Genomic DNA, 13,517 nt, shown 5'->3' on the forward strand with positions numbered 1-13,517 from the left:
TGAAGCCCGGTCCGCTGTGCGGACCGGGCTTCACCGTCGGACGTCGGGTGGGCTCGGGGTCGGTCAGCCCTTGCCGGCGTGGCTGGCGAGCTGGTCGAGGCCGTTGATGATGCCGCCGGCCAGGTCGCCGCCGCCGAACGCCGCCACCATGGAGAGCGCGGCGAGCCGGGCGTACGTGTCGGGGATGCGCTTGCGGGCGTGCCGGCCGGTGACGATCTCCAGCTGCCGCTGGTTGGGCGACACCGCGATCAGGACCGACCGGTCGGGCTCGGCGAGCTGGCGGTGCAGCCGCTCGGCGTGCTCCCGGATCGGCTCGTCGAGGCCGCCGACGAAGACGGAGAAGACCAGGCCGGTGCCCTGGTCGGCCAGGCGCAGGGCCTCGTCGATGCGCAGCAGCTGGCGGGTCGAGAACGGCCCGTCCAGCACCTCGGGCGGAGTCCCGGCCTGCTTCTCACCAACGGTCACTTGCGCCTCCGGTTCCACCGGCCGGCGCCTCGACGCCGGCCCGCTCGAGCTTGTGGCTGGTCAGCGCCGGCGCCTGCGCGCCCGCTGCCAGGGCGGTGCCGGCCGAGTCGGCCAGCTGCTCCGGCCGGCCCAGGAACCAGACCGGAGTGAAGTCGAAGCGCCGGCCCGGTCGGTAGCGCTTCGCGCCGCCACCGCCGCCACCACGGTTACCGGCGTACGCCAGACCGGCGATCACCAGCACCGCGGCCGCCGGGATGCCGACGAAGACCAGCAACGTCTCGGTTACAGACAATCCCAACGCCCCCAGGCGGAAGAAGAGACCTCAAGGATCCGGGTCGGGTGGACGATCATGGCGCCGACCGCCCGACACCGCTGCCATTCACGTTAGCGGAGCCCACGGCCCGCCAGATTGCGGGGTGGCGATCCCATCCGCCACTGGAGTGCTCCAGTTGCGCAGCCGTGGCGATCAACCTCGCGTCGTCGCCGTACCGACCGGTCAGCAGGACCCCCACGGGCAGCCCCTCGGCGGTGACGCCCACCGGCAGCGAAACCGACGGATCGCCCGTGACGTTGAAGACCGCGCAGTACGGCGAGAACCGGCGTTGCCGGTCGAAGTCCTCGGCCGGGTCGCCACCGGAGGCGAACCAGCCCAGCGGCGCCTGCGGCGCGGCGAGGGTGGGGCAGAGCAGCAGGTCGCAGCCGGCGGTACGGCGTACGCCGAGGCGTACCTGCGCCTGGAGTTCGCCGAGCGTGGCGGTGAGGGTGCCGGCGGAGATCTCCGCGCCCCGGGCGCGCAGGTGGCGGGTCAGCGGCAGCAGGTCGGTCTCCCGCCCGGGCGGCACGGGCGCGAGCGCCAGCACGTACCAGACGATCTCGAACAGCGGCCACACGGCGGGCCCGAGGGGCGCGGGGACGTCGACCACCTCGTGGCCGGCGGCGGTCAGCAGCGCCGCGGCCCGGTCCACGGCGGCGAGGCAGTCGGGGTGCACCGGCTCGTCGGCGAGCATCGGGGCGGTGAACCGGCCGACCCGCAGCCGCCCCGGGTCGGCCCGCCGGGCCGCGCCGAGCCAACCGCCCTCGGGCGGGGCGGGCGCCAGGTAGGGCTCGCCGGGCACCGGCCGGGCCAGCACGTCGAGCAGCGCCGCCACGTCGGCGACCGTACGCCCGATCGGCCCGTTGGTCGGCAGACCGTAGGCGCCGAAGCCCACCGGCCCGCCGGAGACCAGGCCCCGGCTCGGCTTGTAGCCGACAAGGCCGCACAGCGACGCGGGGATGCGCAGCGAGCCGCCGCCGTCGGAGCCCTGGGCGACCGGGACCAGCCCGGCCGCGACGGCCGCCGCCGCCCCTCCGCTGGAGCCGCCGGCGGTGTACGCCAGGCCCCACGGGTTGCGGGCCGGCGGCGCGACCAGCCCTTCGGAGTAGAGCGAGCAGCCCAGCTCGGAGGTCGTGGTCTTGCCCAGGCTCACCAGCCCGGCCTGCGCCATGAACCGGACCACGTCGGCGTCCACCGGCGGCACGAAGTCGGCGAACGCCGCCGAGCCGAACGTGGTGCGCACCCCGGCGGTGAGGGTGAGGTCCTTGATCGCGGTCGGCACGCCGTGCAACGGGCCGCGCTCGTCGGCCGGTACGGCGTCGGCGGCACGGGCCGCCGCGCGGGCCCGCTCGCCGGTGACCGTGACGAACGCGCCGACGGTGTCGCCGAGCGCGTCGACCCGGGTCAGGTGGTGCTCGACCAGCTCGACGCTGGACAGCTCGCCGCGGGCGATCGCGGCGGCCTGCTCCAGCGCCGTCAGGTCGTGCGGCTCGGCCATCCCCTCATCCTGCCCGCCCGGCCGCCACTGTGCCGTACGACACGGCCGGCCCACGGTGCGACGCGCGCCATATCCCCCTGACATGACCACATCGGGATGACCGCCCACCGGCACCCGGCCCGCAGGATGGACCCGATCGATGGCGATCACCGTCCACCCGGTGGCCCCCGCACCGCCGCCACCGACCCCCACCCCCGCAGGGAGCGTCGCCGTGCAACCTCTACCCGCTCTGCACCCCGTCCCCCGCCGCCGCTGGTCCTCGCGCGCAACCCGTCCGCTGCTGGCCCTCGCCCTGGTCGGCGCGAGCCTGGCCGCCGCCCCCGCCGCACCGGCCGGCGCCCGGGACCTGCCTACGGCCGCGCCGCTCGCCGCCAACCCCTACGAGCGCGGCCCGGCGCCCACCGTGGCCAGCATCGAGGCCACCCGGGGCCCGTTCGCCACCGCGCAGACCACCGTGGCCGCCAGCAGCGTCAGCGGCTTCGGCGGCGGGACGATCTACTACCCGACGAGCACCGCCGAGGGCACCTTCGGCGCGGTCGCCATCTCCCCCGGCTTCACCGCGCGCCAGACCTCCGTCGCGTGGCTCGGCCCCCGTCTGGCCTCGCAGGGCTTCGTCGTCATCACCATCGACACCCGGTCCGTGTGGGACCAGCCGGCCAGCCGGGGCACCCAACTGCTGGCCGCCCTGGACTACCTGACCAACACGAGCACCGTCCGCACCCGCATCGACCGGAACCGGCTCGCCGTGATGGGCCACTCGATGGGCGGCGGGGGCAGCCTGTCGGCGGCCAGCACCCGGCCCGCGTTGCAGGCGGCGATCCCGCTGACCGGCTGGCACACCCAGAAGAGCTGGTCGACGGTGCGCGTACCGACCCTGGTCATCGGGGCCGAGAACGACACGGTGGCCCCCGTCTCGTCGCACTCGGAGCCGTTCTACACCAGCCTGCCGGCCACGCTGGACAAGGCGTATCTGGAGCTGAACGCGGCCAGCCACTCGGCGCCCACCTCGTCGAACGTGACGGTGGCGAAGTACAGCATCTCCTGGCTCAAGCGGTTCGTCGACGACGACACCCGCTACGAGCAGTTCCTCTGCCCGACCCCCCGGGGCACGGCGATCGAGGAGTACCGGGACACCTGCCCGCACTCCTGAACCCACAGCTCCGGAGCCGTCGCGCGCACTGGGGGCCGCGACGGCTCCGGATTCCACCCGCCGGGCGGCGCCGGGCCCCTCGGGGACCGCGCCGCCCGGACGCGGCTCAGGAGCGGGCGCCGAGGAACCGCAGCGCGTTGCCGCCCAGCAGCAGGTCGCGCTGCTCGCCGGTGAGGAAGTCCGCCTCGCGCACCACCCGGCCGACCGGCCGTTCCCCCAGCGGGTACGGGTAGTCGCTGCCGACGAGCACCCGCTCGGCACCCATCGTGTCGACCAGCAGCCGCAGGGCGGGCGCGGAGAAGACCACCGAGTCGACGCAGAACCGGTCGACGTACGAGCTGGGCGGGGCGGTGGAGGCACCGCGTACCAGGTCGCCACGGCGGTGCCAGGCGTTGTCGGCCCGGCCCAGCCAGAACGGAAAGCTGCCGCCGCCGTGCGCGAAGCAGATCCGCAGTGTGTCGGGCACCCGGTCGAAGACGCCGCCGAGGATCAGCGCCAGCACCGACAGGTGCGTCTCGGCGGGCATCCCGGCGAGCCAGCGGGCCATCCACCGGTCCAGTCGGGGGCCGCCCGGCATGTCCCACGGATGGACGAAGACCGGTGCGCCCACCTCGGCACAGTGCGTCAGGAACTCCACGATCCCGGCGTCGTCCAGGTCGCGGTCGCCGACGTGGTTGCCGATCTCCACCCCAGCGTGCCCGGCCGCGAGGCAGCGGTCCAGCTCGGCGCAGGCCGCCTCCGGGTCCTGCAACGGCACCTGACAGAACGGCACCAGCCGGTCGCCACCGGCGGCGGTGACCTCCAGGGTCAGGTCGTTGAAGATCCGCGCCACCTTCACTGCCTGCTCGGCGGGGCGGTCGTAGCTGAAGAAGACCGGGGTGGGCGAGACGACCTGCACGTCCACGCCGTCGGCGTCCATGTCGCCGAGCCGGGTCGGCGCGTCCCAGCACTCCGCCCCGACGGGGCGGAACTCCGTCTCCCCCACCATGATCATGGCGGCCCGCTCGGAGTCGACCCGCAGCCGGGGCCAGTCGGACCCGCCGCACGCCGCGCCGAGGTCCGGCCACCCCTTCGGTACGACGTGCGTGTGCACGTCGACCACCGGCGGCCGGGCCTGCCCGGGATCGCGCATCAGCCCTTGCCCGGGTGCAGCGCGCCGCAGTTCGCGCAGGTACGCGCGGCCTCGTCGGCGTAGAACGCCGCGAAGACCGGGGGCAGGTCGGCGGCGATGTCCCGGACCTGCAACTCGACCTCGTGCACCTTGTGCCCGCACTCGGCGCAGTACCACTGGAACTTCTCCAGCGTGCCCTCCTCGCGGACCCGCTCCACGACCACGCCGATCGAGCCGGCCTCGGGGCGCTGCGGCGAGTGCGGGGTGTTGCGCGGCAGCATCCACATCTGACCCTCGCGCACGTGCACCGTACGCGGCCCCTCCGGGAGCATCAGGTTGATGTGCATGTTGCCCTTGACCTGGTAGAAGAACTCCTCGTACGGGTCGACGTGGAAGTCGGTGCGCTGGTTGGGCCCGCCCACGACCATCACGATGAAGTCGTCCCCGCCCGGGAACATCTCCTTGTTGCCGACCGGCGGCTTGAGCAGGTGCTGGTTCTCCGCGATCCAGCCCGGGAAGCTGAACGGCTCCGCGATCTCACTCACGACTGACCTCCTGACGGAAGAAGGGCCACGGCCTGGATTTCGATGAGCAGGTGCGGGTGGGGTAGTTGGTGCACGGCGACGGTGGTGCGGGTGGGGCCGGTGGTGTCGAAGTATTCGGCCCAGACCTGGTTGTAGCCGCCGAAGTCGTTCATGTTGACGAGGTAGGTGGTGACCTGCACGAGGTCGCTCAGGTCGGCGCCGACCGTCCGCAGCAGGTCTCGGATGTTGTCGATGACGGCCCTGGTCTGCGCGCGGATGTCCAGGTTGGTCGTGCCCAGTTCGTCGACTTCGACGCCGGCGAAGGTGTTGTCGGGGCGGCGGCTGGAGGTGCCGGAGACGAAGACGAAGCCACCGGCGACCTTGACGTGTGGGAACGCGCCTCGGGGTACGGCTTTGCCGGCGACGACGTGCGCCTGTGCGCCCGTGCCATGGCCTGCTGCCGTGCCCTGGCTCGCGGTCGTGTCCTGATTCGCGGTGGTGCCCTGGTTCGCGGTGGTGCCCTGGCTCGCGGTCATGCGGTGGCTCGCAGGGTGGTGGTGCCGAGGTGTTCGACGACGGCGCGGACGTGGGCGCCGGGTTTCAGGGGCACGGCGGCGGTGGCGGCGCCGGCGAGGAACACCCACCCTTCGCGCAGGCGTACGCCGTGGCGGCCGGCGAGGCGGATGCCCTCGTCCAATGCGCGGCGGGGGTCGCCGAGGATCGCGGCGGTCGAGCCGACCTGCGCCACGCGTCCGTCGATCTCCAGCAGCACACCCAGGTTGTCCAGGCCGTCCGGCACAGGAGACCACGGGCCGATGACGAAGGCGGCGGCGGAGGTGTTGTCGGCGATGACGTCGGGCAGGGAGAACGTGAAGTTCGCGTAGCGGGAGTCGATGACCTCGATGGCGGGTGCGACCGCGCGTACGGCGTCGGTGAAGTCGCCGACGGGCTCGCCGGGTTCGGGGAGGCGGTCGAGGAGGAACGCCACTTCGGGCTCGACGCGGGGGTGGATGAACGCGGTGGGGTCGAGGGTGCCGCCGTCGGGGATGCGCATGGTGTCGGTGAGCCGGCCCCAGATGACCTCGTCCACGCCGACCTGCGCCATCTTCGCCTTGCTGGTCAGGCCCATCTTCAACCCCACCACACGCTCGCCACGATCCAGTCGACGCTGGATCAACGCGGTCTGCACCCCGTACGCGGCATCCACGTCCAGACCGGTTTCGGCGGCCAGCTGCGCGATCGCGGTGGCGGTGTCCGCCGCCTTACCGAGCCGTTCAGCGATACCGGCGGTGTCCGGCCCGATCATGATGTCTCCTTGCCGGCGAGGTCCAGTGCCACGTCCACGATCATGTCTTCCTGCCCGCCGACCATCCGGCGGCGACCCAACTCGACCAGGATCGAGCGCACGTCCACCCCGTACTTGTCCGACGCCCGCTCCGCATGGCGCAGGAAACTCGAATACACCCCCGCATACCCGAGAGACAGGGTCTCCCGGTCGACCTGCACCGGGCGGTCCTGCAACGGACGCACCATGTCGTCGGCGGCATCCATCAACGCGAACACGTCACAACCGTGCTCCCACCCGTGCAACTCCGCCACCGCCACGAACACCTCCAACGGCGCGTTACCCGCCCCCGCACCCTGCCCCGCCAGCGACGCGTCCACCCGCACCGTGCGACCCGACGGCGAACCCAGCGGCCCGTTGCCGGCGATGCGGCCGTGCTCGACGGCAATCACGCTGTTGGCGACGCCGAGGGACAGGTTGTGGTGGGCGTGGATGCCGATCTGCGTATCCGCGTTCAACACCTGCCGGTAGGCGTCGACGCGTTCGGCGACGTCGGACATGAGGAGCCGGCCACCCGAGTCGGTGACGTAGACGCAGTGCGCCCCGTACGACTCCATCAACTTCGCCTGTCCGGCGAGGCCGGCCGGGTCGTTCATGTGCGACATCATCAGGAACCCGGACACGTCCATGCCGTTCTCCCGCGCCCACGCGATGTGCTGCGCCGAAATATCGGCCTCCGTGCAATGCGTCGCGATACGCACACTCGTCACCCCGAGCGCCTTCGCCGCCTTGAGGTCGGCGATCGTGCCGATCCCCGGCAGCAGCAACGTGGTGAGCTTCGCGTTCGTCATCACCTCGGCCGCCGCCGCGATCCAGTCGGCGTCACTGGCCGCACCATGACCGTAGTTCACACTCGAACCGGCGAGCCCGTCGCCGTGAGCGACCTCGATCGCCGCCACCCCCGCCGCGTCCAACGCCGCCGCGATCGTGCGGACCTGCTCCACGGTGTAGCGGTGCGCGACGGCGTGCATGCCGTCACGCAACGTCACGTCCTGGATGTACAGATCAGTCACCGGGTCACCTCCACGACATCCCGACCCACGCCATCGCCACCAGCGCCGCCATGGCCCGCGCTGTCGCCATCAGCGCCGTCGCGGCCCGCGCTGTCATGGCCAGTCGCTGCCGATCGCAGCCCGACCAGCCGCTCCGCCGTACGCAGCGCCGCCGACGTCATGATGTCCAGGTTCCCCGCGTACGCCGGCAGGTAGTGGCCCGCGCCGGAGACCTCCAGGAACACCGACACCTGCAACCCGCTCAGATGCCGACCCAGCGACGGCACAAAGGTGTCGACCCGGTCGAACTGCACGTCCTGCTTCAACCGGTACCCCGGCACGTACTCCTGCACCGCCGCCACCATCTCCGCCACCGATGCGGCGATCGCCGCCCGATCGGCGTCGGCATCGGGGCAGAGGCAGTAGACCGTGTCGCGCATCAACAACGGCGGATCCGCCGGATTCAACACGATGATCGCCTTACCCCGCTGCGCACCACCGACCACCTCGATCGCCCGCGCCGTCGTCTCCGTGAACTCGTCGATGTTCGCCCGCGTCCCCGGCCCCGCCGACCTGGAAGCGATCGACGCCACGATCTCTCCATAGACGACGGGAGTCACCCGACCGACGGCCGCGATGATCGGCACCGTCGCCTGCCCACCACAGGTCACCATGTTCACGTTGCGCTCGCCCAGATGCTCATCCAGGTTCACCGGCGGCACCACATACGGGCCGATCGCCGCCGGGGTCAGATCCACCACCAGCCGACCATGCGCCGCCAGCACCGCGTCGTTGCGCCGATGCGCACCCGCCGACGTGGCGTCGAACACCAACTCCACATCCGCGAACTCCGGCATCCCGACCAGACCGTCGACACCCTCGGCGGTCGTCGCCACACCCAACCGGCGGGCCCGCGCCAACCCGTCGGAGTCGGGGTCGATGCCCACCATCGCCACCATCCGCAGCGACTCCGACAACCGCAACACCTTGATCATCAGATCGGTGCCGATGTTGCCCGACCCGATCACCGCCACACCGACGCTCACGACGTACCCCTGTCACCGAAGACCGCACCGGCCGCCAACCCATCCCGCACGGTCACGACGCCTCCGCCGAGAAACACGTACGCACCGAACCCAGCCCCGAGATGCGCGCCTCGTACGCCGCACCGGGCGTCACCGGCACCATCGGGCCGAGCGCCCCGGACAGCACCACATCACCGGCACGCAACGGATCACCCGAGCGGGCGAGGGTCTGCGCCAACCACTGCACCGCGTGCAACGGATTGCCCAGGCACGCCGCACCCGCCCCCACCGACACCGGCTCACCCGCCTGCTCCAGGACCATCCCGCACAGCCGCAGGTCCACATCGGCGAGCCGACGCGGCGCCGTACCCAGCACGAACAAGCCACTGGAGGCGTTGTCCGCCACCGTGTCCACGATCGAGATGTCCCAACCCGCCACCCGCGAATCCACGATCTCGATCGCCGGCAACACGTGGTCCACCGCCCGGATCACATCCGCACTGGTGATCCGCTCGTCCGGCAGATCCGCACCCAAGACGAAGGCGACCTCAGCCTCCACCCGGGGCTGCAACAGTCGGCCCATCGGCACCTCGGCCCCGTCGGGCACCGCCATGTCGTCGGTCAACACCCCGAAGTCCGGCTGGAACACACCGAAGCTCTCCTGCACCGCCCGCGACGTCAACCCGACCTTCGCACCGACCCGCCGATGGCCGCGCTGCAACCACTGCCGCACCTGGAGCTGCTGGACGAGGTACGCAGAGGTGACGTCCCCCTCGGGCAGCAGCCGTCCGCGCAGCGGCGGGCAGGGCTTGCCGCTCTCGCGCGCCTCGACCAGCTCCCGCGCCGCCGCCTCGTAATCGACGCTCATGTCAGCTCCCCACTCCGCTCGCCGCCGCCACGACACTCCGCGACACCCATGCGCTCGCCACGCCCGCTCATGTCAGGTCCACGCAGACGTTGGTCAGCTCGGAATAGAAATCGAGGGAGTGCACGCCACCCTCACGCCCGATACCCGACGCCTTCACCCCACCAAACGGCGTCCGCAGATCCCGCAGGAACCACGTGTTCACCCACACGATCCCCGCATCCAACCGCATACCGGCCCGGTGCGCCCGACCCACATCCCGCGTCCACACCGCCGCCGCCAACCCATACTCCGTACCATTCGCCAACGCGAACGCCTCATCCTCATCATCGAACGGCGCCACATGCACCACCGGCCCGAAGATCTCCTCACGATTGGTCCGCGCATCCGCAGCAAGCCCCGTCAACACCGTCGGCTGCACATACGCACCACCATCACGTGCATCACCAAACGCCGGCACACCACCACCGGCCAACACCTGCGCACCCTCACCACGAGCCAGGTCGTAATAGCCCAACACCTTGTCGCGGTGCTGACGCGAAATCAGCGGCATGTTCACCGTCGCCTCGTCCGCCGGCCACCCGAACGACAGCTCACCAGCGCGCTGCGCCAACCGGGCCGTGAACTCCTCGAACACCGGCCGCTGCACATAGATCCGCTCCGTGCACAGGCAGACCTGACCGCCGTTGGTGAAACTCGACCGCACCGAACCCGCCACCGCCGCGTCCAGATCCGCATCCGCGAAGACGAGCCCGGCGTTCTTGCCACCCAACTCGAACGACACGGCCTTCACGCCATCGGAGGCGGCCCGCATGATGGCGCTGCCGGTCGACGACTCGCCGGTGAAGGTGATCGCGTCGACGTCCGGATGACGGGTCAAGAACTCGCCCGCCGAATCCGGACCGAAGCCGTGCACCAGATTGAACACACCCTCCGGCACCCCGGCGGCGGCCATCACCTCGGCGAGCAGGGTCGCCGAGGTGGGCGTCTCCTCACTGGGCTTCACGATCACGGCGTTGCCGCAGGCCAGCGCGGGAGCCACCTTCCAGGTGAGCAGCAGCAGCGGCAGGTTCCACGGCACGACCACCGCCACCACCCCGACCGGCTTACGCACCGCATAGTTCAGCGCCCGGCCGCCGGTCGGGGTGACCGTGGTGAAGGACTCGGTCGGCGCGGTCGCCACGATCTCCGCAAAGGCGCGGAAGTTCGCCGCACCACGCGGAATGTCCAACGTGCGCGCCTGCGAGATCGACTTGCCGGTGTCGGCGACCTCGGCGGTGACCAGGTCGTCGAAGCGGCGCTCCAACTCGTCCGCGACCCGACGCAACACCTCGGCGCGCTCCCGCTCCCCCATCCGGCCCCACGGCCCGCGCAGCGCGGCCCGCGCGGCGGCGACGGCGTCGTCCACACACCCCTGGTCGGCCTCCACCACCTCGAAGACCGGCTCACCGGTGACCGGACTGCGCTTCGTGAACCGCCGCCCCACATCGACGAACTCACCACCGACGAAATTGCGCAGGAGCGGCGGGCCGTCGGGCGCCCACCCGGCCATCAGCCGGGGATCCCAGGTCACGGTCATCGACGCCTCCCTCGGCTGATCGTGAGGCCGACCGCGCCGGCCAGCAGCGCCACGGCCCCGGCGGCCACAGCCCCGAGCAGGCGGTGCTGCCGGCGGACCCGGCGACGCACCTGGGCGTACGGGGTGGTCGAGAAGGACACCAGTTCGTAGCGGGAGACGTACCGGCCCGGCAGCAGCCGCTCCAGCGCGTGCTCGACCTTGCGGCCGGCCTGGAACAGCGGCGAGGCGACCTTGTCGCGCATCTCCACGAAGTTGGCCAACGCCATCTGCGCGATGGCCTCGGCGTTGTCCTGCCGGCGCTGCTGGAAGAGCGGCAGCGCCTCGGACCAGTCGTCGGCGCACTCGTCCAGGCAGCGGTCCAGCTCGACGACGTCCTCGAAGGCGCAGTTCGCGCCCTGGCCGTAGAACGGGACGATGGCGTGCGCCGCGTCGCCGAGCAGGCCAACCTTCCCGTACGCCTGCCACGGGGTGCAGCGGACCGTGCCGAGCACGCCCACCGGGTTGTGCTGGTAGTCGTCGACGAGGCCCGGGGCGAGCGGGGGCAGGTCCGGGTAGTGCTCGGCGAAGTGCCGCTCGATGGCCGCCGGGCTGCCCAGCGAGGCGAAGCTGGCGGTGCCGTGGGTGGGCCAGAAGAGCGTGCAGGTGAACGAGCGGTCCGGGTTCGGCAGCGCGATCATCATCGAGGTGCCGCGCGGCCAGATGTGCAGCGCCTGCGGGTCGAGGGCGAACTCCCCGCCCAGCGGCGGGATCGTCAGCTCCTTGTAGCCGTAGTCGAGGAAGTCGACGCTCTCGGTCAGCAGCCCGTACGCCAGCAGCTGCCCGCGCACCGCGGAGCCGGCGCCGTCGGCGCCGAGCACGACCGACGCGGCGGCCGCGACCGTGCCCTGCGGGGTCTCGAAGGTCATCTCGCCGCTGGTCGCATCGAGCCCGACGAGCCGGTGGTCGAAGGCGACCCGCACCCCCGGCAGGCTGGTGGCCGCGTCCAGCAGCGCGTTGTTCAGCGCGCCCCGGCTGATCGAGTTGATCGCCCGGTCGCCGGAGGCGCTGTACGACTGGAACTGCGCCTCGCCGTCCACGGGGTGGATCATCCGGCCGCGCATCGGCAGCCCGTCCGCCAGCACCTGCTCGTCGAGCCCGATGCGGCGCAGCGCGTCCAGGCCCCGCTCGGAGAGCGCCAGGTTGATGGAGCGGCCCCGCTCGACGGTGCCGGTACGCGGGTCGGGCCGCCGCTCGTAGAGCGCCACCGGGTAGCCGCGCCGGGCCAGGAAGCAGGCCAGCAGACAGCCGGCCAGGCCCGCGCCCACCACCGCGATCTCGTTGCGTTCCTCGGTCTCGGTCATCGGTTCACCTCCGCCACCGTGGCCGCCAGCGCCTCGGCGGCCCGCCAGCAGTCGTGGAACGTGGAATAGAGCGGCACCGGGGCGAACCGGATGATGTCCGGCTCCCGGGCGTCGGCGATCACCCCGTGCTCGTGCCGCAGCCGCTTGGCCAGCTCGGCCGCGCTGCCCGCGCCGATGCGCACCGAGAGCTGGCAGCCGCGCCGCTCCGGCTCGCGCGGGGTGACCACGGTCAGCGGGCGGTTCGCGGTCACCTCGTCGAACAGCCCCGCCAGGTAGCCGGTGAGCCGGAGGCTGCGCTCGCGCAGCGCGGGCATCCCAACGGCGTCGAAGAGCCCCAGCGAGGTCCGCACCGGGCCCATCGCGAAGATCGGCGGGTTGGAGATCTGCCAGGCCTCCACGGTGGCCGGCGGCCGGGACACCGGGGTCATCTCGAACCGGGTGGCCGCCTCGGTGCTCCACCAGCCCTCGAAGCGGGGCAGATCGGCGTCGCCGAGGTGCCGCTCGTGCACGAAGACCCCGGCCAGCGCGCCGGGGCCGGAGTTCAGGTACTTGTAGGAGCACCAGGCGGCGAAGTCGACGTCCCAGTCGTGCAGCGCGAGCGGGACGTTGCCGGCGGCGTGTGCCAGGTCCCAGCCGACCACGGCCCCCGCCGCGCGGCCGGCGGCCGTGATCGCCGGGATGTCCATCAGCTCGCCGGTGAGGTAGTTGACCCCACCGAGCAGCACCAGCGCCACCGTGTCGCCCTCGGCGGCCAGGAAGGCGGTCACGTCCTCGGTGCGCAGGGTGTCCTCGCCGGCTCGCGGCCGAAGCCGGACGACCGCGGTGTCCGGATCGAGGCCGTGGAAGCGGGCCTGGCTGCGCACGGCGTAGCTGTCCGAGGGAAAGGTGCTGTCCTCGATGACGATCCTGGTGCGCGCCCCGGCCGGCCGGTAGAAACTGACCATCAGCAGGTGCAGGTTGACGGTCAGGGAGTTCATCACCACGACCTCCGCCGGGGTGGCGCCGACCAGTCGCGCGGCCGGCGCCGTCAGCAGCTCGTGGTACGGCAGCCAGGGGCGCTCGCCCTCCAGGTGACCCTCGACGCCGAGCCGGCCCCACGCGTCCAGGTCGGCGGCGAGTTCGTCGCGGGTGGCCCGGGGTTGCAGGCCGAGGGAGTTGCCGGCCAGGTAGGCGGCCTCGGGGTGCCGGCCGCCGTCGGCCGGCGGCACGTGGAACAGGTGGCGGTGCCCGGGATCGGCGGCGTCGAGGCGGCGTGCCTCGGCCTCGCCGTCGGCCAGCCCGAACGACTCAGGTGCTCCGGTGTTCATGGG

The 13,517-nt window shown here is 72.1% G+C and carries 13 protein-coding genes and 1 pseudogene; 1 reads left to right on the forward strand and 13 read right to left on the reverse strand.

The features are described from left to right. Nucleotides 1-63: 63 nt before the first annotated feature. Genes CLT72_RS15255 through CLT72_RS15265 form a run of 3 tightly spaced genes read right to left on the reverse strand, consistent with a single transcriptional unit; the run spans nt 64 to nt 2,276 of the window. The gene (locus CLT72_RS15255; protein WP_088998801.1) at nt 64-465 is read right to left on the reverse strand and encodes a DUF5130 family protein; all 402 of its coding nucleotides are present in this window, start codon (nt 463-465) and stop codon (nt 64-66) included. Next, nucleotides 452-757: an aa3-type cytochrome oxidase subunit CtaJ gene (ctaJ, locus tag CLT72_RS15260; protein ID WP_434089812.1), complete on the reverse strand. Its 306-nt coding sequence runs from the start codon at nt 755-757 to the stop codon at nt 452-454. Before ctaJ ends, CLT72_RS15255 begins: the two co-directional genes overlap by 14 nt. 55 nt (nt 758-812) lie before the next feature. Continuing rightward, the gene (locus CLT72_RS15265) at nt 813-2,276 is read right to left on the reverse strand and encodes an amidase (protein ID WP_101412432.1); all 1,464 of its coding nucleotides are present in this window, start codon (nt 2,274-2,276) and stop codon (nt 813-815) included. Between the two features lie 139 nt (nt 2,277-2,415). Here CLT72_RS15265 and CLT72_RS15270 point away from each other — a divergent pair, with 139 nt between their 5' ends. Then, on the forward strand, nt 2,416-3,426 hold the full coding sequence (locus tag CLT72_RS15270; protein WP_144082258.1) for a poly(ethylene terephthalate) hydrolase family protein: 1,011 nt from the start codon (nt 2,416-2,418) through the stop codon (nt 3,424-3,426). A gap of 106 nt (nt 3,427-3,532) precedes the next feature. Here the strand turns inward: CLT72_RS15270 and CLT72_RS15275 are convergent, their stop codons facing one another. From CLT72_RS15275 to kynU, 10 genes and pseudogenes are all read right to left on the reverse strand, one after another. Then, nucleotides 3,533-4,558 carry an amidohydrolase family protein gene (locus CLT72_RS15275; RefSeq protein WP_101412433.1) on the reverse strand — a complete coding sequence of 342 codons (1,026 nt, stop codon included), beginning with the start codon at nt 4,556-4,558 and terminating at the stop codon, nt 3,533-3,535. Continuing rightward, on the reverse strand, nt 4,558-5,082 hold the full coding sequence (locus CLT72_RS15280) for a 3-hydroxyanthranilate 3,4-dioxygenase (RefSeq protein WP_088998797.1): 525 nt from the start codon (nt 5,080-5,082) through the stop codon (nt 4,558-4,560). Before CLT72_RS15280 ends, CLT72_RS15275 begins: the two co-directional genes overlap by 1 nt. Then, nucleotides 5,079-5,597, reverse strand: coding sequence for a RidA family protein (locus tag CLT72_RS15285; protein WP_101412434.1), 519 nt, complete (start codon nt 5,595-5,597; stop codon nt 5,079-5,081). Before CLT72_RS15285 ends, CLT72_RS15280 begins: the two co-directional genes overlap by 4 nt. Beyond that, entirely contained in the window at nt 5,594-6,367 is a 774-nt protein-coding gene (locus CLT72_RS15290; RefSeq protein ID WP_101412435.1) for an FAA hydrolase family protein, read from the reverse strand. Before CLT72_RS15290 ends, CLT72_RS15285 begins: the two co-directional genes overlap by 4 nt. Beyond that, the gene (gene dmpG, locus CLT72_RS15295; protein ID WP_101412436.1) at nt 6,364-7,419 is read right to left on the reverse strand and encodes a 4-hydroxy-2-oxovalerate aldolase; all 1,056 of its coding nucleotides are present in this window, start codon (nt 7,417-7,419) and stop codon (nt 6,364-6,366) included. Before dmpG ends, CLT72_RS15290 begins: the two co-directional genes overlap by 4 nt. A gap of 110 nt (nt 7,420-7,529) precedes the next feature. Continuing rightward, nucleotides 7,530-8,444: pseudogene (locus CLT72_RS15300) on the reverse strand (acetaldehyde dehydrogenase (acetylating)); the annotation flags it as partial. 52 nt (nt 8,445-8,496) lie between these two features. After that, nucleotides 8,497-9,291, reverse strand: coding sequence for a fumarylacetoacetate hydrolase family protein (locus CLT72_RS15305; RefSeq protein ID WP_101412437.1), 795 nt, complete (start codon nt 9,289-9,291; stop codon nt 8,497-8,499). A 67-nt stretch (nt 9,292-9,358) separates the two neighbouring features. Next, the gene (locus tag CLT72_RS15310; protein ID WP_101415181.1) at nt 9,359-10,840 is read right to left on the reverse strand and encodes a 2-hydroxymuconic semialdehyde dehydrogenase; all 1,482 of its coding nucleotides are present in this window, start codon (nt 10,838-10,840) and stop codon (nt 9,359-9,361) included. A gap of 23 nt (nt 10,841-10,863) precedes the next feature. Further along, nucleotides 10,864-12,207 (reverse strand): FAD-dependent oxidoreductase, encoded by a 1,344-nt coding sequence (locus tag CLT72_RS15315; RefSeq protein WP_101412438.1) that lies wholly within the window; start codon nt 12,205-12,207, stop codon nt 10,864-10,866. Beyond that, nucleotides 12,204-13,514, reverse strand: a complete 1,311-nt coding sequence (gene kynU, locus CLT72_RS15320; RefSeq protein ID WP_101412439.1) for a kynureninase — start codon at nt 13,512-13,514, stop codon at nt 12,204-12,206. The genes CLT72_RS15315 and kynU overlap by 4 nt, the downstream gene beginning before the upstream one ends. Nucleotides 13,515-13,517 lie beyond the last annotated feature (3 nt).

This window comes from Micromonospora sp. CNZ309, from assembly GCF_002846525.1.

Coding starts and splice junctions, on each gene's coding strand:
- CLT72_RS15265 (WP_101412432.1), bottom strand. CDS start 2,276: ATGGCCGAGCCGCACGACCTGACGGCGCTGGAGCAGGCCGCCGCGATC.
- CLT72_RS15270 (WP_144082258.1), top strand. CDS start 2,416: ATGGCGATCACCGTCCACCCGGTGGCCCCCGCACCGCCGCCACCGACC.
- CLT72_RS15275 (WP_101412433.1), bottom strand. CDS start 4,558: ATGCGCGATCCCGGGCAGGCCCGGCCGCCGGTGGTCGACGTGCACACG.
- CLT72_RS15285 (WP_101412434.1), bottom strand. CDS start 5,597: ATGACCGCGAGCCAGGGCACCACCGCGAACCAGGGCACCACCGCGAAT.
- CLT72_RS15290 (WP_101412435.1), bottom strand. CDS start 6,367: ATGATCGGGCCGGACACCGCCGGTATCGCTGAACGGCTCGGTAAGGCG.
- CLT72_RS15305 (WP_101412437.1), bottom strand. CDS start 9,291: ATGAGCGTCGATTACGAGGCGGCGGCGCGGGAGCTGGTCGAGGCGCGC.
- CLT72_RS15310 (WP_101415181.1), bottom strand. CDS start 10,840: ATGGCCGGGTGGGCGCCCGACGGCCCGCCGCTCCTGCGCAATTTCGTC.
- CLT72_RS15315 (WP_101412438.1), bottom strand. CDS start 12,207: ATGACCGAGACCGAGGAACGCAACGAGATCGCGGTGGTGGGCGCGGGC.
- kynU (WP_101412439.1), bottom strand. CDS start 13,514: ATGAACACCGGAGCACCTGAGTCGTTCGGGCTGGCCGACGGCGAGGCC.